Below are 26,975 nucleotides of genomic sequence, written 5' to 3' on the forward strand. Positions count from 1 at the left end.
CTGAATTTGCGACCGCCAGCGGTTTTACTCCCCGATAGTGATCCTTTCGGTCAGCAGAATATTCCTGGAGGATGCACCTACCTGAATTTCGTAGTCGCCCTGCTCCAACGTCCACTGCGCATCCTGCTCTGACCAGTATCTTAAGTCGGATACCGGAATCCGCAAACTTAGGGTCACCGATTCTCCCGCGGCAAGGCTGGGGGTTTTGCTGAAGGTTTTGAGTTCCCTGACGGGGCGGTCGATTTTCGTATCGGGCACGGAGGTGTACACCTGAACGACTTCCTGCCCCGCGGCATTTCCGGTATTGGTAACCGTAAGCTGGGCGGTGATGGTATCCTGATTTAGGGTTACCGTTAAATCATCGTACGCAAAGCTGGTATAGCTCAACCCGTAGCCAAAGGGATAGGACACCGGTAGTTCGGCCTGGTCAAAATGCCGGTAGCCCACGTAAATACCCTCTTCGTAGTTGGTGTAATCCTTGTTTTTGATTTTTTCTTCCTGGGGGATATCGTCATCCGATTTCCACATATCCATGATGTTGATGGGGTCTCCATCTAGGGGGAAGTTTGCATTGGCTGCGTGATCATTGAGGTTGACGGGGAACGTCATGGGCAGTTTTCCACTGGGGTTGATATCTCCACTCAGAATATCTGCTACCGAGTTGCCTCCCTCCTGTCCGCCCTGCCAGGCCAGGAGGATGGCGTCTGGTTGGGACTTCCACGATGCGGTTTCGATTACCCCGCCGATGTTCATGACCACCACGACCTTCTTTCCCGCAGCGTGAAAAACTTCGCAGGTATTACTGATCATTTCCCGCTCTTTTTCGGTCAGCAAGAAGTCGTCCTTTTCGACCCGATCTCCTCCTTCGCCACTGTTTCTACCGACGGTAATGATCGCTAAATCAGCGCTTTCCACGATGGTTTGCAGTAATTCTTTGTTGTAGTCCAACTCCGGTGGGCTGTAGGGGGAGAACATGGCGTTGATCCCTTCGGGCTTGTCGAAGGCTTCGAGATTATTCGATTTGTGGGTTTCGTAGGTGTACTTAGCGGCTTCATTGATGACAAACCCGGCGTTGGTCAGGCCCTCCTCCAGGGAAACCGTATAGGCTTCGTTAACGTCACCCGATCCCGTGCCACCGGCGATGAAGTCGTAGGAAGTTACCCCCAGCAACGCAATGTTCCTGGCGTTCCGGATGGGGAGGGTAGCATCATTTTTCAGCAACACCATTCCTTCCGCGGCCGATTGGCGGGTAATTTCCGCGTGGCCGTCGAGATCCGGGTCATCGCTGTATTGATAGCCCTCCATCTTTTTTGACTCGATGATCAGCTTCAGGATGCGCCGCACGGAGCGGTCAATTTCTTCCTCCGTGAGGCTACCGTTCGCTGCGGCTTCCTTCAATGCCTTCCACTGCCGGTTCGTCCCGGGTTCCAGCAGGTCATTCCCCGCGGCGACCATGGCCGCGGCATCACGCCCGCCAAACCAGTCCGACATAACCAGACCGTCAAACTCCCAGTCGTCCCGAAGGATATCCGTGAGCAACTCTTTGCTCTCTGAAGTGTAGGTACCGTTCACCTTATTGTAGGAGGACATAATGGTCCAGGGCTGCGCCTCCCTTACGATAATTTCAAAGCCTTTGAGGTAAATTTCCCGCATGGCCCGATCGGATACAATCGCGTCATTAAAGTTTCGGTTGGTTTCCTGATTGTTCGCCACGAAATGCTTCACGGAAGTGCCTACGCCCTGGGATTCGATCCCGTTCACCATGGCCGCACCGATGAAGCCCGTCAACAGCGGATCTTCCGAGTAGTACTCGAAATTCCGGCCACAGAGGGGATGCCGGTGAATGTTTGCTCCGGGGCCCAGAATTACGTCAATACCGTATTCCCGCGCTTCGTTACCCATGGCCAGACCGACTTTGTGCACCAATTCGGTATTCCAGGTGGAAGCGAGGAGCGTTCCAATGGGGAAAGCGGTTGCGTAGTACGTTCGATCTTCGCCCTCCCGAGTGGGCTCAATCCGCAATCCTGCGGGGCCATCGGAAAGGTAAATGGTGGGTATCCCCAAACGGGGGGTAGGAACAATGGTGCCAACGGCACCAGCTACGGCGGAGTTACCCGTCCCCATTGCCGAGGCCAAACCGGAACCCTTGAGGAGGTGGATTTTCTCTTCCAGCGTCATTTGCGACAGCAGGTCCTCTACCCGCTCCTGGGTGTTTTTCCGGTCGTCCTCGTAAACGTCCAATTGCCCGTTGCCGTTGCGGTCTAAAAAGGTATAGCCGTCGATGGTTAGTTCCGCAATGTCCGTTTTTTCCTCGTAACCTTTTTCAAAGCTCAGGAAGGTAGCGTTTAGGTACCACCAGACCCCAACGCCCGTGATCAGTAGCAGCAGTACCAGAACCCCCAGTACCTTCAGCGAAATCTTCAGAAATTTTCCCATAGCATATTTGTGACAATCTGCCACAAATATAGAGTCCCAAAGTTAATTGTGGCAAAGTGTCACAAAATAAATTACTTTTGCCCCATGCAGATTAAAGAAGTAGTAGCATTTGGACACCGCCATTTTCTTCCGAACCTATCGATTGACCTGGTCATCATTGGCTACGGAGACGATGCGCTTCAGTGCCTACTGCTTAAAGTCGGTGACAAGTGGTTGCTTCCGGGAGGCTACGTGAAGCGGGAGGAGTCGGTAGAGGAAGCAACGGTAAACATTCTCAGAACCCGTACGGGGCTAGAGGATACCTACCTGAAGTTTTTAGCCGTTTTTGGTGGCAAGGACCGTCAGTTCTCTGAAGTTTCCCGGGAGTTCATGCAAAAACTGGGAATGGAGTGGTCGGAAGATTACTGGATGAACAACCGTTTTGTCTCTCTGACCTATTATTCTTTGGTCAACAAGGAGAAGACCCACCCCAAAATAAGTTTTGTTGATGAAGCTTTTGCCTGGTTTGATTTTGATGACCTTCCGGAAATGTGGATGGATCACCGGGACATTGTACTCACTGCCCGCGAACAACTGACCAGAGATGCCCAGCGAGAATACTCGGCCCACAATCTTTTACCGGAGGTGTTTACGATGCCGGACCTACACCGGCTACATCAAGCCATCGTAGGGAGTAAGGTTGACCGTAGCAGGTTTCAAAAGACGATGCTCGCGACCGGCTTATTTGAGCGACTACCCCGGGTACAAAAAACTACCCCGGGACGTAACCCCTATCAGTATCGTCTCAAAAAATGACCCGAAACTTCAATTAACGATCAAAGGTTCACCACCTTCCCGTTGGATTTAGCCCCAGGAAGGCCCCGCCGCCGTAGCGCTCCGTTTACTGATAGTAAAGCAAGACCATTATTCGGGTTGCTTTACGCCTTCATCCATTACCCAGTCTTTCCTTCCCCACCATTGCCATTCGGTGGTGGCCAGGTCCACTTCGGGGTCAATGAACTGATGCCGGGAGCGGCCGTTGAGTCGAACCCGAAACCGGCCGTAGACCGCCACCTCCTGGCCCGCTGCTGCGCGTTCGTCACGCAGATAGTGGGCGTACTGCAGGATCATGTCCGGATGGGTACTCATCTTCTGGTACTGCCGCCGGGTAAGCCGGTTCTTGGGCCGGACAATTTCCTCCGCGCCGGTGGCGCGGTCGACGAGCAGGAAGGTTCCCAGGCCCTGCTTGCTCCGCAACATCATCCGCCAGCTATAGCGATGGCCCTCTTCCGTCCAGGCCACGTCCCCGGGAAAGAGCCAGTGTCGGAAGGGGAGGTAACCATGGATGGCCAACAGTATCATTCCGGCCGCCAGGAGTAGCCGGACCGGGGCCACGGGAATCTCCGCCGGCTGCTGAAGATGGGGCGCCACTCTGCGCTGCCACCTCGCCCGCCAGGCTTGCACCTGCGCTTGCGCCCAACTAAAGGTGCCCCGAAAAATACTACCGTCCGCCAGCCATTTGACGAAACGTTTGGGCCAGTCCGGGGCGAAGAACATGCTCGTCAGGACCATAGACAGGTAGGGGAAAATGCCGATGTTGAAGATCAGATGGTTGGTGGCATGGAAAAACACCAGAAGCCCCAGGGCTACCCACCGCAGGCGCTTGTGGAGCAGGAGAAATGCGGCCGACAGGTCGAGTAGCATGCCGCCCCAGGCCATCAGGTAGGCCGTGATTTCTTTGGTCCAGATGGGGCCAATCAGGGGCATATCGGCGTGAGCGGACAGCCAAAGTTTGAGGGGCATGGCGTGGAGTAACCAGTCAGCGTTCAGTTTAGCGATTCCGCCGAAGAAATAGACCAGTCCCATGAGCGCCGGAAAGAGGTAAACGGCCCAGGCCGGTGCTACCGGTGACCAGCGTTCCGGCCGCCGCCAAACGTCCAGGGACCATTCCCGACATGCGGGGGTGAGGGGTAACAGCCACACCAGCCAACAAAACAGGTAGGCGTGGTTGAGGTAATGTGCTTTTTCGAGCAGAAAAAGGTAGGAGAAAAAGACCGCAAAGAGCGGAGCCGTGACCCGAAACCGCCATCCGGCCGCCACGGCCAGGCCCAGCAGGAAGCCAATGACAAAGTACAGGGAGAAGAATGGTTCGGGAAGCGGTTGCACCCACTCGAACCCGTAATAAGGGAAGGTGAATCCGTCAAAATCTCCCCGGTACCAGTGGTGGTAAATTCCGTTTCCCAAAATATCCCCTCCGCCCAGTAAGCCCATGGCAATCCGTAGCCATACCAGGGTATAGATCGGTACGGGCCGATTAAGGACACTTAGCGACGGAGTGGGCATAGCGTAAAAATAGCTAAACCAACAACCAGGCAACTCACAACCAGTAACAAGCTCCCTAGATATGCTTCTCGGCGTGGTAGCTGGACCGGACCAGCGGGCCGCTTTCCACGTAATCGAAGCCCTTTTCGAGCCCCATAGCCTTGTAGTGGGCGAAGGTATCCGGAGTGACGAATTTTTCCACGGCCAGGTGCATGGCGGTGGGTTGCAGGTACTGTCCGATGGTTACAACGTCCACCCCGACTTCCCGCAGGTCGTCCAGAATTTTTTCTACCTGATCGTCCGTTTCGCCGAGGCCCACCATGAATCCGGTCTTGGTCCGGTGACCGGCCTCCTTGATGCGACGAAGCTCTTCAAGACTACGATCGTATTTCCCTTGGGGGCGCACCTTGCGGTAAAGTTCTCTGACCGTTTCCATGTTGTGGCTCACCACCTCCTGGCCTCCCTCGATCATTCGGTAGAGGGCATCCCAGTTGGCGCGCACGTCGGGGATGAGGGTTTCGATGGTGGTCTGTGGCGTTCTTTCCTTTACCGCCCGAACGGTCTGGTACCAGATTTCGGCACCACGGTCCTTGAGTTCATCGCGGTTGACGGAGGTAATCACGGCGTGCTTGACCTGCATGAGGTCGATGGCCTCGGCCACCCGCCGGGGTTCATCGGTATCGTATTCCGTTGGGCGCCCGGTTTTTACCGCACAGAAGCTGCAGGAGCGGGTGCAGGTATTACCGAGGATCATGAAGGTCGCCGTTCCGGCTCCCCAGCATTCTCCCATGTTCGGGCAATTACCACTCTGACAGATGGTGTGTAGCTTGTACTCGTCCACCAGTGCCCGGACTTTCTTGTATTCCGGGCCAATGGGGAGTTTGACGCGCAGCCAGTCCGGCTTGCGTTGACGTTCTTTTTTCGAGGATGCTACGGGAAGATCGATCATACTCAGTAGGGGTTGCCAATACAATACAAAGGTAGCCGGATTGGGTTGAAGGAGGACGATAATTTGACATTTGTTGTGGCGATGATCCGACTCTCCCTGGCCGTAAACCCGAAATGTCCCTCTGCTTACCGGCGCTCGTATTCCCCAACCTCCAGTTCAAGCCAGGTCCATTCCTTACCCTCTACTTCCCAGCTTGCGCGGCAGCGGGTGGGAATACGCACGCCACTTCGCCACTCGGTCCGATCACAACTGACTCTCCAGGGCAGGCGTGGTGCGTCGTCGGTGGTTTCCTTGAACCGCAGGGCCGTAAACTCGCGGAAGTTGTACTCGTCGTCAAAACAAAAGAGACCTTCACCCCTGACTTCCCCGTGGGTATAAATGGCCCGGGCGCAATGATCGTCGACGGGTACCCACGCCAACTCCGGACTGAGGGCCAGCGAGGGGCACCAAACGATTTCGGCCAGGAACCGCTGAAGGGCCGCCTCGTTGATTTGTGGGTTCGGCCCCTCCTTGACCACGGGTATTAGCCCAAGGAGTTTGATCAGCATGTAGCCCTCACCATCTGACCACTTATCTCTTCCCATGAAGCCCATCAGGGCGTTGAGCCGGACGTCCACGGACCAGTGGAAAGCCGGCGGATTACTGTAGATGCGCTGGGCGGCGCTTCCCTCTGACCATTGGGATTGGTCCGGCTTGAGTTTCATTTTCAGGGACTGGGTCAGCCGGACTTCCTGGATGGGAGCTTTTCCCACAAGTCCCGTTCCCATCAACCAATTTTTCACCGGGAGTGGTAATTCCTTGAGGTCGTCCTGCCCAATTACCCCAGTTACCGACGTGACGGAAGCAGAAAGCTCCTCGGATTCGGCGCTGACCATTAACCGGAATTCCTGCTGAGCGAAATACACCACCGACAGCAACAGTATCAACCCGTTGACCAGAGTCCCCGGCCAGGCCACCTTCCAGGCGAGGATAATAAGGACCTGAGAAAGAATCACGGCCACAAAGGCTCCTACCGGCCAGCGTGGATAATCGGCCCAGAGAAGCACCAGCGTCCCCGCAAACAGGATGCCCGCGAGCATCCAGCAAACCCCTTCCCATCGACTTAATTCTAGTGGAAGGTGGACGGCCCCCAATAAATCGTTCGATAGCAGGAAGCCCAAGGTGTGGAGGACAAAGTGCAGCATTAACAGGATGCTTACGACCGTTTTCATCAGCAAACATGAAGTTTGATCATCAGCACCAAAATAGGGAGCCCCAACCCTGCGGCGAACTTCAACCGTCAACGCAGCAATTGATTATGATCACCTAGTCCATGACGCTTACGACCGCGAAATCCGCCAGTCGCCAAAACCCATCTTCCATGGCCCGTTCCTGCCGGTAGCCCACCGGAACGGTGGCCAGGTTGTTTTTTTCGTCGCGTAGTCTAACCCCCACGGTATACGTTCCTTCGGGGAAGTCGGCCGGCACCACAAAGCGGTGGCTTAACCAGTTGTTAAGGTGCAGCTCTCCTACCGTGTTGGCGGAAGAGGCAACGGTGTAATCCTTGGTGGCCGGACCCGAAAAACGAATATCCATCACGTAGCGGGCGTTGGGGTCTACGCTTCCGGCGGTGCGCCACTCCATCTGGATGTCCATGGGCCGACCGGCCTCCACCCGCTCCGGCAGGGAAAGGGCGTAGACATAGTGGCCGATACCGTCAACGGGGCGTTCCGCCACGGCGTCACTCAGGTCAATATTCTGGCGGCCTTCGGAACCGTAGCAGGACCAGAGGCCCCCTAAAAGTAGTAGAAGAATCAAGCGCATAAATCAAGCGGGCTTTTTCAAGGAAAGGTGATACTCCCCAATAAGTTCGGGCGGGATGCTCCTAGGGTTGGAACCGTTACCGGGCGTAATCTGACGTAATGATCATTTAAAGAGGCCGTATGGAGGTGGGGGCGAACAACACTTCTTAGCGCCCAACAATAATACCCTACGAAAAATGGTTACTTTTGCGGTCCCGAAAGGGACTGATTCGGATGAATTGAAACCATGCATGAAGATGATTAAACACTTCATTTTACTGGCCATTTTTTTGGTAGGCGGCACCACGCTTACCGGTCAAAAAGATAGTGATATCCTGTTTACCGTCGCCGGAGAACCCGTCACGGTGGAGGAGTTCACCTATATATACGCCAAGACCAACGGAGACGATGCGGACTTCAGCGAAAGCAGCATCAAAGAGTACCTGGACCTGTACCAGCGCTTTAAACTGAAGGTGGTCCGTGCCAAATCCATGGGCCTTGATACGGTTGCTGCGTTACAGCAGGAACTGGCGGGCTACCGGCGGCAGTTGGCCGATAACTACCTCGTCAACCGTCAGGTGACCGATCGACTGATCCAGGAGCTGCATGAACACCAGCAGCAGGACATTGAAATTCAACATATCCTCTTTCAGTTTCGGGGTAATCCGCGTCCGGAGGATACCCTCCGGCTCTTCAAGCTGGCCAACAGTGTCCGGCAAACCGTGACCATCGACAACTTCGCGGAAAAGGCGCAGCAGTACAGTCAGGATAAGTACAGTAAGGACAAGGGAGGAAAAATTGGTTTCGTTACCGCTCCCTTCCCGAAAGGATTACACAACCTGGAAGCCGCACTCTACGAAGCACCGGTCAATACCGTAGTGGGTCCCATCCGCACCGAAGCGGGGTACCACCTGGCCGCCAAAACGGCCAGCCGTCCGGCCCGCGGAGAAATTGAAGCGGCCCACATCATGGTACGCAAACCCGAATCGGGAGATCCTGCCTCGGTCATTGGCAAGATCAACAAGGCCAAGCTGCTGCTCGACGACGGTACCGATTTCGGGCAGGTGGCCGCTACCTTCAGTGAAGACGACAAGACTAAGGACAACGACGGTTACATCGGGTTCTTTGGCATCAACCGCTACGAGCGGGCCATTGAGGATGCGGCCTTTGCCCTCGAAGCCGATGGCGATTACTCCGATGTCGTGGAAAGTAAAGTCGGCTACCACATCATTAAGCGGATTTCCCGGAAGGGAATACAACCCCTCAACGATGTGCGCGCTCTTTTGGAGAGTAAGATCAAGGCCGACGGCCGGTTTGCTGACGCCGAACAACGTATGCTCAATAAAATCAGGACAGGCGATAACGTTACGGAAAATAAGGCTGCCTTCGGTCGCTATGCCGCGACCCTGGTGGACTCCACGTTCTTTAACTTTCGCTGGACGCCCATGGCGGTCAAGGGGGAAGTAAGCCTACTCAAGATTGAGGACGACTTCAACCGGACCCTAACGGACTTTCAGGAGTACCTGACCAAAAACACCCGCAAGCGGGTTGGTATGGGTCGGACGATGAATGCCTACTCCGTGGCCAACAATCTCTACGAGAGTTGGATCGAGGAGCAACTGATGGAATACGCCGAATCCCGTCTGGAAAAGGATTATCCGGAGTTTCGTGCCCTGATGCGGGAATACCGTGAGGGCATCCTCCTGTTCGAAGCTACCAAGATGGAGGTGTGGGACCGGGCCAGCGAGGATACGCTTGGCCTCCAACAATTCTTCGAAGAACACCGTGAGGATTACCGCTGGGGAGAACGGGCAGAAATCACCTCCTACGTCGTCTCTACCGCCGGTGGCCTTGACCCCAAGTCGGTGTACGAGTACGCCCGGACCCACGGTCCGGACGCCACCCAGGACGAATTTGGCCGGGCCAGCATGGAGGTGACCACGCGCCCCTACGAACTGAACCGGATGGTGGAATTTGAGGGACTGGAGGCCAAGAAGGGCAGCCTGACCAAACTCACCAACGACCTGCGGAAGAACCAGGCAACTTTCCACAAGGTGGAGCGGCTCCTTCCCCCCAGGAACAAAGAACTGCGGGAAGCCCGTGGATACGTGATTGCGGACTTTCAGGACGCCCTCGAAAAGCAGTGGGTCGAAAACCTTCGCAAACAGTACCCGATTAAAGTCAACAAAAAAGCGCTTGCTAAACTGATCAAATCGTGAGCAAAGCAACTCTGGCGGCGGTAGCCGCTCTGCTACTGGCAACGGCCTGTGGCGGTATTGAAACGGAAGAAGCTGACCCCCTGCTTGCCAGGGTACACCAGCGGGAACTCCGGCTTTCCGAACTGGAAGGCATGTTCCCCGCCTCAGCCGACGCCAAAGACAGTTCCAGAATCATCACCGCCTTCGTAAACCGGTGGACCAAGGACGCCGTTCTCCAGTGGGAGGCCGAGCGTAACCTCCCCACCGACGCCGGCATCGACCAGCTCGTGCGGGATTACCGGGCCAGCCTGGTACGCAGCAACTACGAAGAAGTGTTGGTCAGCATGCGGCTGGACAGCACGATCTCTCAGGAGCAGCTGCAGGAATATTACGAAGCCAACAAAAACCAGTATCAACTGGAGCGGCCGATCGTGCGTTGTTTCTTTTTACGGGTGCCCTACCCCACTCCGGAAGAAGCTTCGCTACAGGACCTTTGGGACAACGGCAAAATCGCCGATACCATGGCCCTGAAAAATTACAGCGAGCGGTTTGCGGAAGTCTCCCTGCTAGATCCGGACGCCTGGTACAGCCTGGACGATATTGCCGATCAACTCCCCGAAGGAACCCTGACGGCCAATAACGTGAACTCAAAAAGGGAGTTTTCCCAGCAGGATGGCAGCTTTCGGTATTACTTTCGCCTTCTGGAACTAAAGCCACGGCTGGAAATTGCTCCCCTGGATTACGTAAAAGACCAGGCCACCAAGGTGATTTTACACAGCCGAAAAATGCGGGTTATTCAAGAAGCCCGCGAAGAAATATTTGAGCGCGAACTGCGCCGCAACAGCATTGAAACCTTTACCACCTGGTAAAACAGCATTCATGAAACATTGTATAGCCTCCTTCGTAGCGATTTTATTCCTTGCTCTTCCCTTGAGCATTCAGGGGCAATCTGCGGTCATCGACCAGGTAATTGCCCGCGTAGGTGGGGAATACATTTTGCTTTCCCAGCTCGAGGAGCAATTTGCCCTGGCCTCCAGCCAGAGTAACACCCCCCTGCCCCCCGAGGCCCGCTGCCAGATGATGGACCAACTCCTGGTGGGTAAACTCCTTTATAACCAGTCGAAGCTCGACAGTATCGAGGTCGGAGACGCCGAGGTAGAACAGCAACTCAACGCCCGGATTGACCGTATTCTCGGATACATGGGTGGCAGCATCGAACAGTTCGAAGATTACTACGGACAAACCATTACGGCCACCAAAGAGCAGTTCCGGGAAGACCTCCGGGAACAACTCGCCGTGGACCGGATTCGGGGCTCCGTCGTCAGCCAGGTGAAGGTCACGCCCGCCGAGGTGATGGCTTTCTTTAACGAGATTCCGCGGGACAGCCTGCCCTACTTCAACAGTGAGGTGGAAGTTGGGGAAATTGTGGCCATGCCGGAGCCTAACGCAGAGACCAAGGAAGTTACCATTGCCAGACTGGAGGAAATCCGAGAAATGATCGTTTCCGGGGAACTGACGTTTGAGGAAGCTGCCAAAAAATACAGTTCGGACGGTTCCGCCCGTGGTGGCGGAGATCTGGGCTGGACCAAACGGGGTAAGTTCGTTCCCGAATTTGAGGCCGCTGCCTACAACCTGGATCCGGGAGAAATGAGTGGCGTGGTCGAATCCGAATTCGGCTACCACCTCATCAAACTTCAGGAGCGTCGGGGTAACTCCATCCGGGTCAGCCACATCCTGCTGCAGGCGCCCGTACTGGACGAGGACGTCGAAAAATCCAAGATGTTCCTGGACAGCATCGCCAACCTCATTCGCGTAGACAGCTTTTCCTTCAGCTTTGCCGTTAAGCGCTTCGGCTTCGACAAGGTCCAGAGTTTCAACAACGACGGACGGATGTCCAACGCCGCCAGCGGCAACACCTTCTTCGAAATTGGGGACCTGGACCCCGACATTTACTTCACCATCGACGATATGGAAGTCGGTGACGTAAGTGAAGCCCTGGAATACAAGGGCCCACGGGGTGAAAAGATGCTGCGCATCATCCAGCTTCAGAGCCGCACGGCGCCGCACCAGGCGACCCTTAAACTTGACTACGCCAAGATTCAGGAAGCCACCAAGCAGGCCAAGCAACAGCAGTTCCTGAGTGACTGGATTGAAGAGACCATCGGAAAAACCTTCGTCAAGATCGACGAGCGTTACCATCCCTGTCCGTCGGTACAAAACTGGCTCAACGACAGCCGGCAGATCACCGTTGGAAAAGACGGGGATACCATCACGGCCGGAGAAAAACGGTAAGCGAAACCGAAAAACTGATCTTGCACCGTGGGGTGCCCGTGAACTCCGCGGGCACCCCACGGTTATTTAGGAAACCACCCCTGAGAAATGTCCAGCACTCCCGCTGCCCTGGAAGCCCTACTCGCCGACCCCGCTCGCTACCTGGCGGGTACCAATCTCAACGTCCGGCTTCCGCTCGGCCAGGGCCTACTCAATACCGTTTTGGACGCCCGTCCGGACGACGTTCCCGTAGAGCATTTATCCCTTGAGCCCCTCGGCCACAATCAGTTCATTTTACACCTTGAGGTACAGGCCCCCGTCGTTGGTCGGGTTCGCCGGGCCATCACCTTTTCCTCCACGGGGACCGTTTCCTTTCCCGATCAGCCCTGGCTCCACCTCGACATCGTGGATGGTTTCAAACTGTTTGACAAGCCCATCCTGAAACTCCTCCACGGTCAGCTCGCCGAACGCCTGCCCAAGGGCGTTGAACTGACGACCGATTACCTCCGGGTGCACGTGCCAGCCTTACTGACGGCCGCCGACCAGCAGGGGTTGGTGCCGCTCATTCATCAGCTCGCCCTGCGTTCCGAGCCACAGCAACTGATTGTCTCCTTACAGATTAAAGCATAACCCACCATGGCAGACGTTCATCCCGTACTCCAGTACCTGATCCAATCAGAATTTCGTGACCTGGAAGGGGCCAAAATCGAGGGCCAATTGTGCCTCACCGACGAAGCGGTCAATCTTGGCCTTGGCGATGTGGTTAGCGGTTTAAAGGCCGGCGGGGTTTCCGGCGGCGACGCTGATCAGGGAGGTTCAGGCAGCGCATCTCCCCTACCCGACCCCGGTGTGTTCACCAAAAAAATCCGGGTTTCCAGGTTGAACTACCGGACGGAGACGGGCAAGACGATTGTGGAAATTGAGGCGGGGATAGAGAAGTAGGTCACTACGACCGTGTTTATGGCCGCAGGCAGGTGCCTGGCTCATTACGTGGGTGCCGGCACCTGGGCTCCGCCCCCAAACCATCCTTCGCAAAGGCCAACCAATATTCGGTCATCGCAGGCCGATCGGGATCAGGCAGTGCGATCCGCGTAGGCAAAATGCAATTTCTCCAGCCGCAGGCTAAGGCCCGCCAATGCTTCCCGCACTTCCTCCAGATTGGCCCGAACCGCCGTGGCGTAGGCTTCCTCAACGAAGAGGTGGGATTCGATGTCCCGCAACTCCTCCGGACCATTGCTCGCAATGGCCTCCTGCTGCCCGGCAATGTAGGTATTGAGTCGCTCCAGGCGCTCATCCCAGAACTTTTCAAGGATGCGGTGGGGGCGCTTACGGATCACTTCGGTTCGTTCCACCAGGTGCGTTTTCAGGCGAAAAACCTGATCGGTTCCGTTGAAATTCACCTCAATCGTGTTTTCCCGCGGTCCCTTCCGTGCCCGGATACGGTTGACCAGGTTTTTATCTTCATCGTAAAAGTTGACGCTACTGAACTCGTCGTTCGTCAGGTTCCGGAACTGGTCAATGGAGACCAACACACCCCGGAATTGACTCAAATCCTTCTCCAGCTGGTAGTAGCTCTCCGCCACGGGCAGCAACTGTTCCTCCTCAATGGTGTGGCGGATGCGGATTTCCTGCTCCACGTCCCGTTCAAACTCCCGGACTTCCCGCTTGAGATTTTGCAGGTTGACGGCCACGGAGTAGCCGTGCTTACGAACGGATTCAACGAGCATTTCCCGGATGACTTCCTGCTGCTCCGGATTATTCCACAGGCAGTGCTCCATGAGAAAGCAGTCCATGAGGTTGACCCGGTCGCGTCCGTGGAGGAAGGCGGAGGCCCGCAGGAGTCGGACGACCTTTTTCCAGCGGCGATCGTAAATCCGGATCTGGTTGGCCGCATTATTGGGCTGCTCGTTGTACTGTTCGATCTTGTACAACATGAGTTGCAGGGTATTCAGCACCTCCGCCGGCACCTCGACTTCGTCGATCATGGCGGACCAGTCCTCGAGTTCCCGCTCGGTGAGCTTGGTTTCTTCGGGGATGTCGTCCTGGTAAACGTCTCTGGTGTCGACCACCATTTTGACGAAGTTCTCGTACCGTTTGATGTTGCCCAATTCGAGTCGGATGAGGAAGCGGTCCCAGATGGGCGCCAGGTTGGCACTGCGGGCGGGCAGTTCGTTGGAGGCCGTGATGATCCCCCGAATTTTCACCTTAATGTCCTCATCTCCGTTGCGATAAATCTTTTCGTTCAGGATGGTCAGCAGGGCATTCTGGATGGCCGGACCGGCCTTCCAGATTTCGTCGAGGAAAACAATGTTGGCTCCGGGCAGGTAGCGCTCGGTGAGCCGTTCGTACTTATCCTCCTCCTTGAGTTTTTTGATGGAGATGGGGCCAAAAACCTCGTCGGGGGTAGAGAATTTCGACATGAGGTACTCGAAGCTTACTCCATCGCGGAAAGCGTACTTCAATCGGCGGGCGATGAGGCTTTTCCCGACGCCGGGAGGTCCCAGCAGGAAGATGCTTTCTCCCGCCACGGCACTCAGCAGGGCGAGGCCTACGGCCCGCTCACGTTCGTAGAGGCCGGCCCCGAGGGCCTCCAGCAGGGATTCCGTGCGCCGACGGAGCGAATTGGTTGGGGAGGTTGTCATGCCGCTTAAACGCAGGAGCCTCCATTGGGTTTTACGGTTGGGCCGTTCATCTTGCCCTGAGTAGGTGGGTAAGGGAATTTGTATCGTTACGGGGACAAACAGAAAAACGGCTACGGGAGGATGTACCTTCCCCGTAGCCGTTTCAGACGGCAAAACGCCGAACGGCGCCCGTCAAATATTAAAGCGCGTGTCTTTAGCTCTGGCCGTACTTCTTCAGACGGTAAGCTGCTTTGAGCTTCTCCTTACGGCGCTTGACACTGGGCTTTTTAAACTCCCGACGGTTACGCAGTTCACGAATAACGCGGGTGTTGATAGATTTACGCTTGTACCGCTTCAGTGCGCGGTCGATGTTTTCTCCTTCACGGACGTTGATGATCAGCATTAACTACTCCTATTTTTAATTGGAGCGCAAAGATAAGACTAAAATTTCCGTCGGCCAAGCCCATCCACAACTTCCTGCGTTAATTTATCTTTCCCGATAGGCCAACAGGCGTAGGGCGTTGAAGACGACTACCAGGGTGGAGCCTTCGTGGGCGACTACCGCCGGTCCCATACTGGCGACGCCAAAAAGGGTCAGGGGCACCAGAATGGCCACCATACCCAGGCTGATGAAGACATTTTGCACGATGATCCGGCGGGCCTTTCGGCTCAGGCCCACCACGAAGGGTAATTTATCCAGTTTATCGGCCATCAGGGCCACGTCCGACGTTTCCAGCGCCACCGCCGAGCCCGCTGCTCCCATCGCGATACTGACCGTGCTACGGGCCATGGCCGGAGCATCATTGACCCCATCGCCGATCATGGCTACCTGACCGAGCTCCCCCTTCAGGTGCTCGACAATGGCCACCTTGTCTTCGGGGAGCAAGCCTCCCATGGGGTCCGTAATACCCAGCTGCCGCGCTACCGCGTCGGCCACGAGCTGATGATCGCCGGTAAGCATTACCAACCTTTCCAGGCCCAGTTCCGTAAGTTTTTGGAGGGTGGGCCTGGCCTCCGGTCGGGGGACGTCCATCACCGCAATGATCCCCACGTATTCCGCTTCCCGGAGCAGCAGCATCACGGTGTTGCCCCGGCTTTCCAGGGCAGCCATTTGGTCGTCAACTGATTTTGGCACTTTTCTTCCGGTGATTTCGGTGGCCAGGCGGCGGTTTCCGAGGTGAAACCTGGCTTCTTCCACCCGGGCGCGGACACCCCGGGCGGTGAGGGCCTCGATGTCCTGGGGTTCGGGGAAGGCGTAGTCTTCCCCCAGGCGTTCCCGCCCGCCGGTTACGATGGCGGCCGCCAGGGGGTGATCGCTCAGGGATTCCACCGCTACGGCGGGGCGCAGCACGGATTCCTCCGTATGATCTCCTAGGGGAATAACCTCCGTCAGACGGGGTTTTCCCTCGGTGAGGGTGCCCGTTTTATCGAAGGCGATGGCGCGGAGTGTACCCAGGTTTTCCAGTGGTTTCCCTCCCTTGATGAGTACGCCACCCCGGGCGGCCCGGGCGATCCCGGCCAGGACGGCACTGGGCGTGGAAATTGCGAGGGCACAGGGAGAGGCCGCTACCAGCACGGCCATAGCCCGGTAAAAGCTGCTGGAGAAAGGCTCGTCAATGACCAGAAAAGCAAAGAGTAACAACACCACAAAGACCAATACTACGGGAACAAACACCCGTTCAAAGCGGTCCGCAAAGCGTTGGGTTGGCGACTGCTGCTCTTCCGCCTCCCGTACCAACTGAATCAAGCGGGACAAGGTAGAATCCTCCGGCAACCGGGCCACCTCAATTTCCAGTGCTCCGGACCCGTTGATGGTGCCCGAAAACACCTGGTGAGCGGGTGGGATCCGGGAAAATTCTTCGGATAGGGTTCCGTCGAGGGGATACTTTTCTACGGGAATACTTTCTCCGGTGATGGAGGCCTGATTGACGGCGCTCTCCCCCTCCCGCACCACCGCATCTGCGGGAATGCGGGAATTGGGTTTTACGTAAACCCGGTCGCCGGGCTTGAGGGAATCCGCGGGCACTTCCACCAATTCTCCCCCCTGACGAATGAAGGCGGTTTCTGGCGCGATCTCGGAGAGGGCGTCGATTGATTTACGGGCGCGTTGCAGGGCGTGGTGTTCCAGGGCGTGGGCCAGGCTGAACAGAAAGAGCAGCAGGGCTCCTTCCGACCAGTTGCCGAGCGCCGCCGCGCCAGCGGCGGCCACCAGCATGAGGAAATCGATTTCGAAACGACCGTGACGCAGGGCCTCGAAAGCCTCCCCGACGGTAAAGAAGCCACCCAGGACGATGGCGGTGGCAAACAAGCCCGTGGGCAGGAGGTTACCGCCCCACCCCATTAGCCCGACGAGTAGTCCGGCGCCCCAAAACAGGCCGCTACCGATGGCGACCGCCAGTTCGACTTTACTGTTATCCGATGAATGATCGTGTGCCTCCATCCCCGGCAAGGTAAGTATCTTGTGGATAAACCGGGTAGGCTGGCACCCGGGAATTTGTTGGCACCTGCTTCGCCAAAAAACAGATTAAAATTTCCCGGTCAATGCGTTATATCTCCGGGGAAGGCAAACGATGAAAATCGTCAATTCCCCTAAGCCTTTGCCAGGGTGATGCCAAAAGTACTGCCCAGGCCGGGGGTAGACCGTACGTTGATCGTTTGCTGGTGGGCTTCCATGATGTGTTTCACGATGGCCAGGCCGAGGCCGCTTCCTCCCTTTTGCCGGCTGCGGCTTTTGTCCACCCGGTAGAAACGGTCAAATACGTGGGGCAGGTGCTTTTCGGGAATGCCGATACCGTCGTCCGCCACTTCGCAGAGGATGTAGGATTCCATGTCGTAGAAGCCAAATTTCGTGGCGCCTCCGGCGTTACCGTACTTGATGGAATTGGTCACCAGATTGACCAGGACCTGGCGAATGCTCTCGCGATCCGCTCGCACCAGAAAGCCCAGGTCGGCACCGGGTTTAAAGGTGAGGGTAATTCCCGCGTCGCGGCTTTTCAGGTCCATTTCCTCAATGACTTCCTGGGCCAGCGCCTTGATGTCGAACTCCTCGTAGTCCAGAATCAGGTCGCCACTTTCGAGGCGGCTGATGGCGCTTAGATCTTCCACGATGGTCTGCAGCCGTTCGACGTTTTTGGCGGCTTTCTTGAGAAAGGACAGGGAGACACTTTCGTCGTGGTAGCCTCCTTCCAGCAGGGTGTGCAAATATCCCTGGATATTAAAGATCGGCGTCTTCAGTTCGTGGCTGATGTCACCGACGTACCGGCGGCGGTACTCCGCAAAGCGTTCGTACTGCTCCAGTTGGGCCTGTTGTTCCGTGGCCCATTCGGCGACTTCCTGTTCGACTTCCTCGATGATGGGCTGGTCCATGTCCACGCCCTCTCGCTTGATGTCCGTACTCACCTTCTGGTTGTGGATCGTCTTGTAGATCAGCTTGATTTTCCGGTAGATGTATTTATCCAGGTAAATCAGGATGACGTAATAGCTGATGGCGGAGCTCAGCAGGAAGAAAACCGGAAAAATCCACCACTTAAACTCAAAGGACATGGCGCCCATCAGCAGGAACAGGCTGATGATGTTGGCCACGCCCAGGGATAATCCGGCGCGGATGGCAATTTGTCTTGGGGTCTTATTCTTCAGCAAGGGAACTAAAATTCAAATTTGTATCCAATACCCTTAATGGTCTTGATGTAGTGATCACCGAGCTTCTCCCGCAGCTTGCGGATATGCACGTCAATGGTACGGTTACCGACGATGACGTCCGTGCCCCAAACCTTGTTAAAGATCTCGTCACGGCTGAACACCTTGCCGGGTTTGGAGGCCAGCAGTTTGAGGAGATCAAACTCTTTCTTGGCCAGTTCAATGCGTTCCTCGCCGCGGAGAACGACAATCTGCTCCAGGTCGATGACGATGTCTCCGATGGCAATGGAGGTAACTTCCTCCTGCTCTTTACGTTCGCCACGTCGCAGCAGGGCCTTTACCCGGCTGAGGAGTACGCGGGGCCGGATGGGTTTGGTGATGTAGTCATCACCGCCGGTATCCAGGGCCGCAATCTGGCTATAGTCTTCTTCCCGGGCGGTAAGGAAAGTAATGACGGTATTGTCGAATTCTTTTCTGGCGCGCAACTGGCGGCAGACTTCCACCCCGTCCATGATGGGCATCATGATGTCGAGGATGATGAGGTCCGGCCGCATTTCCTCTGCTCTCCGCAAACCTTCCTCACCGTTATCGGCGGTGGCGACTTCGTAGCCCTCCCGACGAAGATTGTATTCCAGGATCTCAAGAATATCGGGTTCATCGTCGACCAGTAGTATTTTGGCGGAATTCATGGGGAGTTGCCGTTTAATTCAAATAAAGTGCAAAATTAGTCTAAAAGCGTCTGCAAACGGTTAACTCACCGTTAAGAGCATGTACATTTACCCCCCTTATGAAAAGCCTGTTCTTCATTCGTCACGCTAAGAGTTCCTGGGCAGAACCTTACCTGAGCGACCACGAGCGCCCACTGAACACCCGTGGCCGTAGAGATGCCCCCCTCATGGCCCAACGACTGCTATCCACCAAGATAAGTCCGGATGGTTTAATGGTTTCTTCCGCCAAAAGGGCAAAGAAAACGGCCAAATACTTCCGCGATGCCTTTTCCATCGATAAGGATCAGGTGCTCATTCAGGACGAGCTGTACCACGCCAGTCCGAAGACCATCGAAAGGGCCATTCGCCAGCTTCCGGACAAGTGGTCAACGGTGCTCATTTTTGGCCACAACCCCGGGTTCACGGACGTGGCCAACGCGCTGAAAAACGACCAATACATCGGTAACGTTCCGACCTGTGGCATCGTTGGTGCAACGATTGACGTTAAGAAATGGAAGGATTTTGAACTCGAAAAGGCCAGGCGTACGGCCTTTCTGTACCCCAAACAAGTGACATGAAACAATTAATGTGGTCCGTACTGCTGGCCACCGCTTTCTGGTCCTGTGCCCAAAACGGCCCCGGACTTCCCCCCGTCGACCTGGACGAGATGGCGCCCCTGATTGCCGATTTGCAACTGGCGGAAGCCCTCACGGGTGAGGTTCCCGTGATGGTCCGGGATTCCATGCGGGACGTTTACATGCTCTCCATTTTAGCAGAATACGATCTCACCCAGGAAGAATTTGATAGCGTAATGTGGCTGGTTCGCCAGGAACCCGTCTGGATCGACTCCCTCTACTCAAAAGCGGGGGAAATTGTTTCCCGCAGACAGGTAAAACGGTCTGAAAACTAGGCTTAGCTTACGGTACTTTGCTTCGACCACTGAGGCGACCTTATGAATAAACAAGGTGCCGTCATCAGGGAACAAATTCGAAGTATCTCCCCTCCTCCATCCGCCCAAATAGCCTTTCCCGCCGCTGATTTTTTCAAATTCATCGGTAGGCAGAAAATCGTGTATCTTCGCCAATAGCCGTTTCTTTTCTCTCTAGAACTCCCATGTCCACACCTTCCGATTCGGATCAGCAAAATATGGCCCAGCGCGCGACCTTTGACCTGGTCGGAGAAGGGGTGTTGTGGATTGACCAGCAGGGTAAAATTGCGGAGGCAAACACTGCGGCCGCCCAAATTCTCGGATACGCCAAAAAAGACCTGACCCAAAGCTCCTACTTTGAGATCAATCCTCACTTCAGTCTGTTGGGGTGGAGGAAGTACTGGAAGCAACTCCTGGAACTAGGCGGCGAGCGACTGGAAACTGAATTCGTCAACGCCGACGGGAAGCTCTTCAACGTGCGGGGGAGAGTTAACTTCGCCAGCTCCCAGCAGGTTCACGCTACCTGCGTGGTGGTATTTTCTTCCACGGAATCCGTCCAGCGCGAGGCGGACCTACTGGAACTGGTACAGGATCACGGCGACATTGCCGGTTGGGAGTGGAATCTCATCACCGGTCAGGTGTTCATCGCGCCGCCGCTGCGGCGGTGGCTGGCCCTTTCTCCCGAACGGGACTACTACCCCGCGGCGGAATTTGCCGAAATATTGCGGGGATTGTTGAGCGACCGGGAACTTTCGGGAGCAAATAGTAATCTGGAACAGGTGTTGCACTCCGCCAAGACCTTTGACCGTATCGTTGAAGTTACCCTGGCCGACCAGCCGACCCTTTCCCTCCGGGTGAGGGGGAAATCGGTAGAGAATGAACTGGAGGTTTACAAAGTCTACGGTAGCGCCGCGCCACCGATTGACCGTAGCCCCCAGGTCGGGCTGGATGACCAGGCCGAAGCTCTGGCCTTTAGTCTTGACCGCAGCCAGGATACGGTCTACTGGGTGGACATGGAGGGAGGCAACATTATCTACGCCAACGCACACGCCCTGGAAGCGACGGGGTATAATCGCCAGGAACTGCTCCGAAGTCGGGCGGTCGACCTCGTCCCGGAGGAAGACCGGGAACGATTTGCGGAGCTCGTGAAAGAACTTCCCCAAACGGATTTCCTGGAATTCACCTCAGAAACCCTCTGTAAGGACGGACGGAAATTCCCCAGCCGGGCCGTCCTGCACTTTCGCGAATCGGGTGACCGTAAACTGATGGTGGCGGTGGTTCAGGACCTCAGTCAGCTCCGAGAAGACCACGAGAACCGGGAGCTGCACACCACGACCCTGAACAGCCTGCAAGAATGGGTGATCTGGCTCGACGCCAATAACCGGCTGGTGATGCTCAATACCGCCGCCCGCAAGAAGCTGAGTCGTAAGACCAGCCTGGAACTCATCGGCCAGGATATTGCCGGGCTGATGCCGGATCTGGAAATCCCCCCGCTCGCGGAAATCAGGGAGGAGCAACTCGATGGCCGCCAACGGGCGGCCGTCGATTACGTCTTCGCTACGGCCAGCGGGGATCAGCGGAGTCTGCAAATCCGGTTTGCACAGGTGGCGGCGGGCAATCAACTGTTTCTGTGCCTGCTGTGCCGCGACGTTACCGCCGAATACAACAACCGACGCCGCTTACAGCAAACCAAACGCCGGGTAGATGAACTGCGCAAACAGCTGGAAAGCGAAAATGAAGCGCTGAAGGAGAAAATTGAAACGGCGGAAGCCACGGGGCCCATCATTACCGTTTCCACCAAATACCAAAGAATCCTGGCCCAGGTGGCTCAGGTAGCGGACACCGACGCAACCGTGCTCATCACGGGGGAAACGGGAACCGGTAAAGAATTGCTCGCCCAGTCCATTCACCAATTCAGTAACCGCAGCAGTCGCCAGATGGTGAGCGTGAACTGCGCCGCCCTGCCGGATAACCTCATCGAAAGTGAGTTGTTTGGCCACGAACGGGGGGCCTTCACCGGTGCCTTCGCGCAAAAGAAGGGCAAGTTTGAAATCGCGGACGGTGGGACCATCTTCCTGGATGAGATCGGCGAACTCCCACTGGACATGCAGGCAAAAATTCTGCGGGCCCTACAGGAGGGAGAGATTCAGCGCATCGGCGCTACCGAAAGCATTAAAGTGGACGTCCGGGTGGTGGCCGCCACCAATCGTGATCTGGAATCCATGATCAATGATGGTTCCTTTCGGGAAGACCTTTACTACCGACTCAACGTCTTCCCCATTCATAACCTGGCGCTGCGCGAGCGCCGGGAGGATATTCCCGTATTGGTGAAACACTTCACCAAGCTATACGCCACTAAAATGGGGCGTCCCATTACCCAGATCAGTCAGCGCGACCTGGAGAAATTACAGGAATACGATTTCCCCGGCAACGTGCGGGAGTTGATCAACCTCGTTGAACGTGCCGTGATCACCTCCAATACCTCCACCCTGAATCTGGGCGCCAGCCTGCGGGCGCTGCGCCGGGCGGACCGCAGCGAGGGGCTGCAACTGGGTGGAGACCGACTGGTAAGCTTTGAAGAAATGCAGCGGCAGTACATCGTGGAGGCCCTGCGGCGAACCAAGGGAAAGGTTACCGGTCCGGGCGGGGCCGCTGAGTTGCTGCAACTCAACGGCCGCACCCTGCTCAGCAAAATGAACAAGCTGGGCATTGACCGGAACGAATTCACGCGCTAACGAACACCCGGGGATGCTAGGGTAAGCCTCCCCAATTCGTCCAACGGCCATCGAGGGTCTCGTACTCGATCGGCCGGGTTGGGACGATCACAATCCAGCCCAGACAGGGACAGGATCCGTCACATTGTTTGGCCTGCCCGTTGGGAGTGGCCTTTGACACGGGGGTGCAACCACACTGATAACAGCGGAGTTCGGCGTTGGGGCCGAGGCTTCCGGGGCCTTTCCCCAGCAGGCGAAAGGCCTCCTTGAGTTCGAGTCCCTTATCTGGCGTGCCGATAATGAGGCGCTTGAATTTCTTGGAATAAAAGATGCGGTGTTTGCCCGCCGGGCGAACGACTCCCTTGCGGTCTACCGTAACGAGGCTGGGAACCGTTCGGAAAGCCTTGAGCATGATGGTGTCATTGAATACCATAGCCTTCACTTCTCCAAGATCGGCAAAGGAACGCTGGGCCTCGACCAGCGAGGGTAACCCGAAGGCCAGCAGGCAGAACAAAAAGCAACGAAAGAGCAACATAAAAGCAGGATTTAGGGTGACGTAAAACGGGTACAGTACCCGTGATTTTGCCGTAGGGACGATGGGCCCGGAGAAATTCCACACGGCCCCTCCCAGCTTTTTATTTCACCCTTCGGTCCTTACCTTTACGCGTAGCACATAAAGGAATTCTTTGTCAAATTTCGTCGTCTCCGCCCGTAAGTACCGCCCCGTCCGTTTTGACGAGGTCGTTGGTCAGCAGCACGTCTCGCAGACCCTCAAGAATGCGTTGCAAACGGACCACCTCGCCCACGCATTCCTGTTCTGCGGTCCGCGGGGGGTGGGGAAAACCACTTCGGCGCGGATCCTGGCGAAGGTTCTTAACTGCCAGAACCGGACGGAGGATTTTGAGCCCTGCAATACGTGTGACAGCTGCGTGGCCTTCAACAATAACGCCAGCCTGAACATCACGGAACTGGATGCGGCCAGCAACAACTCCGTAGACCACATCCGGGCGCTGACCGAGCAGGTGCGGTTCCAGCCCCAGCAGGGATCCTTCAAGGTGTTCATCATCGATGAGGTTCACATGCTGAGTCAGGCGGCCTTTAACGCCTTCCTGAAAACCCTCGAAGAGCCCCCACCCTACGCCATCTTCATCCTGGCGACCACGGAGAAGCACAAAATCATTCCGACGATCCTTTCGCGGTGCCAGATCTTTGACTTCAAGCGGATTCAGCCCTCCGACATCATCGGCCACCTGGAGGGCATCTGTGCGCAGGAAGGCATCGAGGCCGATCCCGACGCTCTGCACATCATCGCCCAGAAGGCCGATGGCGCCCTGCGGGATGCCCTTTCCATCTTCGACCGCATCGTCTCCTTCAGCGGAAAGAAAATCACCTACGAGGGCGTAATCGAGAACCTCAACGTGCTCGATTACGATTATTTCTTCCGGGCGGTCGACTTCATCCTGACCGAAGACCGGGCGGGCATGATGTTGCTCTTCGACGAGGTGCTCCGCAAGGGATTCGACGAGGACTTATTCCTCAACGGCATGGCGGCCCACATCCGGGACCTACTGGTTTGTAAAACGCCCGATACGCTAAAACTACTGGAGGTGGGCGACCGTCTCCGGGAGCGCTACCACCAGCAGGCGGCCCTCAGTCCGCCGGACCTGTTACTCACCGCCCTGGACATCGCCAACGACTGTGACCTGGGCTTCCGCCTGGCCCGCAACAAGCGACTCCACGTGGAGATGAGCCTGCTCAAAATGGTCAGCATCCGCCGGGCCTTCCGCAATACCCCCGTCGTCGTGGCTTCTGCGGATTCCGCCACGGCACCTGCGGTCACGCCCCCGGAAAAAAAAAGTCCTGAAGTAAGCCCTCCTGAACCGGAGGGCCCCGAGCTGCCGGAAGACTCCGCCCCTCCGGCGGAGCCCGACGCCGAGCCCGCTCCCGCAGCCCCCAGTCCAGACGTTGCGCCCGCTTTTCAGAGCCTCGACCTCAACAATATGCTGGCCGAGATCGAGGAGGAGGATGCCGCGGAGGAAGCGGCCGAAGAGCTCCCGCCGCTGGACGAAGCGGGACTGCACGAATCCTGGGCGGCCTTTCTGGAATTACAGGGCAGTTCGACCCTGGGGCTCCACCTGAAAATGGCCAAACCCACCCTGGAGGCCGAAGAAGTCGTGGTGCGCGTGGGCTCCCAGCGGGTGATGGCCTCGCTGCGGGAGGACAATTCCCTGATCCAGCACCTGCGGGACCACTTTCAACGGCCCGGACTGATCATGCGCCTGGCCGTGGACGAAAGCCTGCGCCCCGCCAAAACGGCGGTAAAAAAACGCCTGACGGCCAAGGATAAATTCCTGAAGATGCGGGAGAAGAATCCCGCCATCGACGATCTGCGCAAACGGTTTGATTTGCGGCCGGAGGAGTAAGTTTTAGGGGTAGGTGCCAGGGCAAAGGTTTAGCAAGTAAACAGCTGAAGGTTCTCTTCCTTTTCCAGCAGTTCCCTCCCCAGATTACACCAGGCACCGCAGTGATCGAGTACCCAGCTGTCGGAGCTGACGATGACTACTTCATCGGGCAGGGCCACGAGGTCACGGTCGGGGTTGTGTACGAGTTCCACCGTCCAGTCGTATCCCCTTGCTTCGCCGATTTCCCGCAGGATCGTTTTGAGCCGCCCGCTGTTCGAGACGGGGGCATCGAAGTACCAGGTGACGGCGGCCGCGGGCCGCAGGGCCTCCCCCACCCGATGGATGGATTCCTGCGTTTGTCGGACCCGCTTGTAGCTACCGTGTACGCTCGACAGGTCGCGGTAGGTGCCGTCCTTGCCGCAGAAGAGGTACCCGCCGCTCAGGGCCGTTTCCAGGAGAATGAGGAGATTAAACCCGTCAATGGCTACCTGCCGGTCCGGTATGTCCGCCAGAGGTAGGCTTCGGGCCCACCGGTTGGCCACGGCGGCGGGAGCCGCCGCCATCCGGGCTACGGCCTGCCGCTGCCGTTTGTTGAGCCGGTAGCGGTTGCCCACCAGTTGCAGGGCCGAGTCCACGCCGTAGGCGCGTTCCAGAAGCCAGGAGAGATCATCGGTGGCCGCGCCCAGCGCGGCGTGGTGCCGCTCGGCAAATAGCTTATCGTCGTTGGGTTGGGGACCGCGATTGCGCATGCTACTGGTTGGTCATTTAATTACGGGGGACGGATTGGTAGTCGGCAAAGCACTCCTACCTCATTCCCGAGTCCCTCGCCGATGAAGCTAAGGCAATCTCCTTATTTACCGGTCCCGGATTTCGCCCTCCACCAGGACCTCTCCGTTCTCGGCAACCAGTTTAAAGGTAGTCAATGGTCCCAGGGAAAGCTGGTTAGATAGTACCTTCTCCTGGTATCGATTACGCAGTTTGAAGGGTACTTCCCGGATGAAGGCACCGGTCTCATCGTACAGTTTCAGCACGACGTTTTGCTTGACGTAACTATCGTATTTGACCGCGAGAGTGGTCCGTTCATAATCGTAGTCAAAACCAATTTCAATGTTTTCATCAGCCGAAAGGTAAAATGAAGGTACTGGTGCACTACGTTGGGGCTCCTGCTGGCGCGTAGGGGAGTAATTCCGGGGTTTATATTCCTCTGGTTGGCCGGTAGTTTGATCTAATTTGAATTTGATGGGCAAATTAAATTCAACCCTCACCGGTTGACCGTTCTTCAGGCCCGGAACCCAGATCAACTTTTGGTCGATCATTGCCTTCACGGTATTCAGTGCGGATTCCGCAAAATCGTTACGTCCAGCCTTTCTTACCACCTGTGCCCCGGATAAACACCCGGAGGGTTCTACAATAAAGGACACAATGGTCATCCCCTCGGCCTCGTCCCGCACGGCCTTAAAGGGATATTCACGATGTGCATAGATGAAGTCCAGCATGGCCTTATCCGCCCTTGCCTTAGCGACTGCATAGTCTTCATCCGCGCACCCAGCACAGGGGAAAAGTGGCATTTGTTCCACGACCTTGTATACTTCAAGATGGTCTTCGGGGGGACAAAATGGGTTAACAATTTCCTGGCCGAAAAGGGAAGGAAGGCTGAGCAACATAAGGGTAAAAGTTGCAAGTAGTCGCATAGGTGGTAATAGGTAGTGTAGTAATCAGGTGTTCCCGGGCACTCATCGTGTCCAAGGTACGACAATATGAAATACTCGCTTCAGCACTTCAGCGGCCCGCAGATATCCGGGCAGCCCCCTTCCCGGGAGCCGCCGCCATCCGGGCTACGGCCTGCCGCTGCCGTTTGTTGAGCCGGTTGCGGTTACCCACCAGTTGCAGGGCCGAATCCACGCCGTAGGCCCGGGCCAGGAGCCAGGAGAGATCATCGGTGGCCGCGCGCAGCGCGGCGTGGTGCCGCTCGGCAAATAGCTTATCGTCGTTGGGTTGGGGGCCTCGATTGCGCATGCTGGGCTGTTGGGG

The 26,975-nt window shown here is 56.4% G+C and carries 24 protein-coding genes; 10 read left to right on the top strand and 14 right to left on the bottom strand.

Annotation, left to right across the window (positions count from 1 at the left end):
* Positions 1 to 24: 24 nt before the first annotated feature.
* Positions 25 to 2,436, bottom strand: a complete 2,412-nt coding sequence (locus E1J53_RS16520; protein WP_134273484.1) for a beta-glucosidase — start codon at positions 2,434 to 2,436, stop codon at positions 25 to 27.
* Positions 2,437 to 2,520: 84 nt separating this feature from the next.
* Between E1J53_RS16520 and E1J53_RS16525 the strand changes: the two genes are divergently transcribed.
* Positions 2,521 to 3,231, top strand: a complete 711-nt coding sequence (locus E1J53_RS16525; protein WP_134273483.1) for an NUDIX domain-containing protein — start codon at positions 2,521 to 2,523, stop codon at positions 3,229 to 3,231.
* A gap of 108 nt (positions 3,232 to 3,339) precedes the next feature.
* On the opposite strand, the gene E1J53_RS16530 is transcribed toward E1J53_RS16525, so the two are convergent.
* From E1J53_RS16530 to E1J53_RS16545, 4 genes are all read right to left on the bottom strand, one after another.
* On the bottom strand, positions 3,340 to 4,758 hold the full coding sequence (locus E1J53_RS16530; RefSeq protein WP_134273482.1) for an HTTM domain-containing protein: 1,419 nt from the start codon (positions 4,756 to 4,758) through the stop codon (positions 3,340 to 3,342).
* Positions 4,759 to 4,813: 55 nt separating this feature from the next.
* Positions 4,814 to 5,686, bottom strand: coding sequence for a lipoyl synthase (lipA, locus tag E1J53_RS16535; protein WP_134273481.1), 873 nt, complete (start codon positions 5,684 to 5,686; stop codon positions 4,814 to 4,816).
* Between the two features lie 125 nt (positions 5,687 to 5,811).
* Complete coding sequence (locus E1J53_RS16540; RefSeq protein ID WP_134273480.1) at positions 5,812 to 6,897, bottom strand: DUF6544 family protein; 1,086 nt, start codon at positions 6,895 to 6,897, stop codon at positions 5,812 to 5,814.
* Between the two features lie 94 nt (positions 6,898 to 6,991).
* Complete coding sequence (locus tag E1J53_RS16545; protein WP_134273479.1) at positions 6,992 to 7,489, bottom strand: hypothetical protein; 498 nt, start codon at positions 7,487 to 7,489, stop codon at positions 6,992 to 6,994.
* 235 nt (positions 7,490 to 7,724) lie between these two features.
* Here E1J53_RS16545 and E1J53_RS16550 point away from each other — a divergent pair, with 235 nt between their 5' ends.
* From E1J53_RS16550 to E1J53_RS16570, 5 genes are all read left to right on the top strand, one after another.
* Complete coding sequence (locus tag E1J53_RS16550; protein ID WP_173021528.1) at positions 7,725 to 9,686, top strand: peptidylprolyl isomerase; 1,962 nt, start codon at positions 7,725 to 7,727, stop codon at positions 9,684 to 9,686.
* Positions 9,683 to 10,534, top strand: a complete 852-nt coding sequence (locus E1J53_RS16555; RefSeq protein WP_216650069.1) for a peptidylprolyl isomerase — start codon at positions 9,683 to 9,685, stop codon at positions 10,532 to 10,534. Before E1J53_RS16550 ends, E1J53_RS16555 begins: the two co-directional genes overlap by 4 nt.
* A gap of 10 nt (positions 10,535 to 10,544) precedes the next feature.
* Complete coding sequence (locus E1J53_RS16560; protein ID WP_134273477.1) at positions 10,545 to 11,957, top strand: peptidylprolyl isomerase; 1,413 nt, start codon at positions 10,545 to 10,547, stop codon at positions 11,955 to 11,957.
* Between the two features lie 87 nt (positions 11,958 to 12,044).
* On the top strand, positions 12,045 to 12,566 hold the full coding sequence (locus tag E1J53_RS16565; RefSeq protein WP_134273476.1) for a hypothetical protein: 522 nt from the start codon (positions 12,045 to 12,047) through the stop codon (positions 12,564 to 12,566).
* A gap of 6 nt (positions 12,567 to 12,572) precedes the next feature.
* Complete coding sequence (locus tag E1J53_RS16570; RefSeq protein ID WP_134273475.1) at positions 12,573 to 12,878, top strand: hypothetical protein; 306 nt, start codon at positions 12,573 to 12,575, stop codon at positions 12,876 to 12,878.
* A 131-nt stretch (positions 12,879 to 13,009) separates the two neighbouring features.
* Here E1J53_RS16570 and E1J53_RS16575 read toward each other — a convergent pair whose 3' ends face one another.
* The 5 genes from E1J53_RS16575 to E1J53_RS16595 form a co-directional block, all read right to left on the bottom strand.
* The gene (locus E1J53_RS16575; RefSeq protein ID WP_134273474.1) at positions 13,010 to 14,578 is read right to left on the bottom strand and encodes an AAA family ATPase; all 1,569 of its coding nucleotides are present in this window, start codon (positions 14,576 to 14,578) and stop codon (positions 13,010 to 13,012) included.
* 193 nt (positions 14,579 to 14,771) lie between these two features.
* A complete protein-coding gene (gene rpsU / locus E1J53_RS16580; RefSeq protein ID WP_134273473.1) occupies positions 14,772 to 14,960 on the bottom strand; it encodes a 30S ribosomal protein S21 in 189 nt (62 codons plus the stop codon).
* 84 nt (positions 14,961 to 15,044) lie between these two features.
* A complete protein-coding gene (locus tag E1J53_RS16585) occupies positions 15,045 to 16,997 on the bottom strand; it encodes a heavy metal translocating P-type ATPase (RefSeq protein WP_134273472.1) in 1,953 nt (650 codons plus the stop codon).
* Positions 16,998 to 17,146: 149 nt separating this feature from the next.
* The gene (locus E1J53_RS16590) at positions 17,147 to 18,196 is read right to left on the bottom strand and encodes a cell wall metabolism sensor histidine kinase WalK (protein ID WP_134273471.1); all 1,050 of its coding nucleotides are present in this window, start codon (positions 18,194 to 18,196) and stop codon (positions 17,147 to 17,149) included.
* A gap of 5 nt (positions 18,197 to 18,201) precedes the next feature.
* Complete coding sequence (locus tag E1J53_RS16595) at positions 18,202 to 18,882, bottom strand: response regulator transcription factor (protein ID WP_134273470.1); 681 nt, start codon at positions 18,880 to 18,882, stop codon at positions 18,202 to 18,204.
* A 98-nt stretch (positions 18,883 to 18,980) separates the two neighbouring features.
* Here E1J53_RS16595 and E1J53_RS16600 point away from each other — a divergent pair, with 98 nt between their 5' ends.
* The 3 genes from E1J53_RS16600 (at position 18,981) to E1J53_RS16610 (ending at position 22,563) form a co-directional block, all read left to right on the top strand.
* A complete protein-coding gene (locus tag E1J53_RS16600; protein WP_134273469.1) occupies positions 18,981 to 19,478 on the top strand; it encodes a histidine phosphatase family protein in 498 nt (165 codons plus the stop codon).
* Positions 19,475 to 19,810, top strand: coding sequence for a DUF4296 domain-containing protein (locus E1J53_RS16605; protein WP_134273468.1), 336 nt, complete (start codon positions 19,475 to 19,477; stop codon positions 19,808 to 19,810). The genes E1J53_RS16600 and E1J53_RS16605 overlap by 4 nt, the downstream gene beginning before the upstream one ends.
* 203 nt (positions 19,811 to 20,013) lie before the next feature.
* Positions 20,014 to 22,563, top strand: coding sequence for a sigma 54-interacting transcriptional regulator (locus tag E1J53_RS16610; protein ID WP_134273467.1), 2,550 nt, complete (start codon positions 20,014 to 20,016; stop codon positions 22,561 to 22,563).
* A gap of 16 nt (positions 22,564 to 22,579) precedes the next feature.
* Here the strand turns inward: E1J53_RS16610 and E1J53_RS16615 are convergent, their stop codons facing one another.
* Positions 22,580 to 23,077, bottom strand: a complete 498-nt coding sequence (locus tag E1J53_RS16615; protein WP_134273466.1) for a hypothetical protein — start codon at positions 23,075 to 23,077, stop codon at positions 22,580 to 22,582.
* A 151-nt stretch (positions 23,078 to 23,228) separates the two neighbouring features.
* Here E1J53_RS16615 and dnaX point away from each other — a divergent pair, with 151 nt between their 5' ends.
* Positions 23,229 to 24,965 carry a DNA polymerase III subunit gamma/tau gene (dnaX, locus tag E1J53_RS16620; protein WP_134273465.1) on the top strand — a complete coding sequence of 579 codons (1,737 nt, stop codon included), beginning with the start codon at positions 23,229 to 23,231 and terminating at the stop codon, positions 24,963 to 24,965.
* A gap of 29 nt (positions 24,966 to 24,994) precedes the next feature.
* On the opposite strand, the gene E1J53_RS16625 is transcribed toward dnaX, so the two are convergent.
* The 3 genes from E1J53_RS16625 to E1J53_RS16635 form a co-directional block, all read right to left on the bottom strand.
* Positions 24,995 to 25,693: a DUF434 domain-containing protein gene (locus E1J53_RS16625; RefSeq protein WP_134273464.1), complete on the bottom strand. Its 699-nt coding sequence runs from the start codon at positions 25,691 to 25,693 to the stop codon at positions 24,995 to 24,997.
* Between the two features lie 105 nt (positions 25,694 to 25,798).
* Positions 25,799 to 26,608, bottom strand: coding sequence for an energy transducer TonB (locus E1J53_RS16630; RefSeq protein ID WP_173021529.1), 810 nt, complete (start codon positions 26,606 to 26,608; stop codon positions 25,799 to 25,801).
* Positions 26,609 to 26,723: 115 nt separating this feature from the next.
* Positions 26,724 to 26,960, bottom strand: coding sequence for a DUF434 domain-containing protein (locus E1J53_RS16635; protein ID WP_134273462.1), 237 nt, complete (start codon positions 26,958 to 26,960; stop codon positions 26,724 to 26,726).
* Positions 26,961 to 26,975: the final 15 nt, after the last annotated feature.

It is taken from the genome of Lewinella sp. W8, from assembly GCF_004375085.3.
Taxonomy (GTDB): Bacteria; Bacteroidota; Bacteroidia; order Chitinophagales; family Saprospiraceae; genus Neolewinella.

Bases quoted from the DNA above. Each gene is read 5' to 3' on its own strand.
- E1J53_RS16570 (WP_134273475.1), top strand. From the start codon at position 12,573: ATGGCAGACGTTCATCCCGTACTCCAGTACCTGATCCAATCAGAATTT.
- E1J53_RS16560 (WP_134273477.1), top strand. From the start codon at position 10,545: ATGAAACATTGTATAGCCTCCTTCGTAGCGATTTTATTCCTTGCTCTT.
- E1J53_RS16625 (WP_134273464.1), bottom strand. From the start codon at position 25,693: ATGCGCAATCGCGGTCCCCAACCCAACGACGATAAGCTATTTGCCGAG.
- rpsU (WP_134273473.1), bottom strand. From the start codon at position 14,960: ATGCTGATCATCAACGTCCGTGAAGGAGAAAACATCGACCGCGCACTG.
- E1J53_RS16585 (WP_134273472.1), bottom strand. From the start codon at position 16,997: ATGGAGGCACACGATCATTCATCGGATAACAGTAAAGTCGAACTGGCG.
- E1J53_RS16545 (WP_134273479.1), bottom strand. From the start codon at position 7,489: ATGCGCTTGATTCTTCTACTACTTTTAGGGGGCCTCTGGTCCTGCTAC.
- E1J53_RS16600 (WP_134273469.1), top strand. From the start codon at position 18,981: ATGAAAAGCCTGTTCTTCATTCGTCACGCTAAGAGTTCCTGGGCAGAA.
- E1J53_RS16530 (WP_134273482.1), bottom strand. From the start codon at position 4,758: ATGCCCACTCCGTCGCTAAGTGTCCTTAATCGGCCCGTACCGATCTAT.
- E1J53_RS16635 (WP_134273462.1), bottom strand. From the start codon at position 26,960: ATGCGCAATCGAGGCCCCCAACCCAACGACGATAAGCTATTTGCCGAG.
- E1J53_RS16605 (WP_134273468.1), top strand. From the start codon at position 19,475: ATGAAACAATTAATGTGGTCCGTACTGCTGGCCACCGCTTTCTGGTCC.
- E1J53_RS16550 (WP_173021528.1), top strand. From the start codon at position 7,725: ATGATTAAACACTTCATTTTACTGGCCATTTTTTTGGTAGGCGGCACC.
- E1J53_RS16525 (WP_134273483.1), top strand. From the start codon at position 2,521: ATGCAGATTAAAGAAGTAGTAGCATTTGGACACCGCCATTTTCTTCCG.
- E1J53_RS16630 (WP_173021529.1), bottom strand. From the start codon at position 26,608: ATGTTGCTCAGCCTTCCTTCCCTTTTCGGCCAGGAAATTGTTAACCCA.
- E1J53_RS16565 (WP_134273476.1), top strand. From the start codon at position 12,045: ATGTCCAGCACTCCCGCTGCCCTGGAAGCCCTACTCGCCGACCCCGCT.
- E1J53_RS16595 (WP_134273470.1), bottom strand. From the start codon at position 18,882: ATGAATTCCGCCAAAATACTACTGGTCGACGATGAACCCGATATTCTT.
- E1J53_RS16520 (WP_134273484.1), bottom strand. From the start codon at position 2,436: ATGGGAAAATTTCTGAAGATTTCGCTGAAGGTACTGGGGGTTCTGGTA.
- E1J53_RS16615 (WP_134273466.1), bottom strand. From the start codon at position 23,077: ATGTTGCTCTTTCGTTGCTTTTTGTTCTGCCTGCTGGCCTTCGGGTTA.
- lipA (WP_134273481.1), bottom strand. From the start codon at position 5,686: ATGATCGATCTTCCCGTAGCATCCTCGAAAAAAGAACGTCAACGCAAG.
- E1J53_RS16540 (WP_134273480.1), bottom strand. From the start codon at position 6,897: ATGAAAACGGTCGTAAGCATCCTGTTAATGCTGCACTTTGTCCTCCAC.
- E1J53_RS16610 (WP_134273467.1), top strand. From the start codon at position 20,014: ATGTCCACACCTTCCGATTCGGATCAGCAAAATATGGCCCAGCGCGCG.
- E1J53_RS16575 (WP_134273474.1), bottom strand. From the start codon at position 14,578: ATGACAACCTCCCCAACCAATTCGCTCCGTCGGCGCACGGAATCCCTG.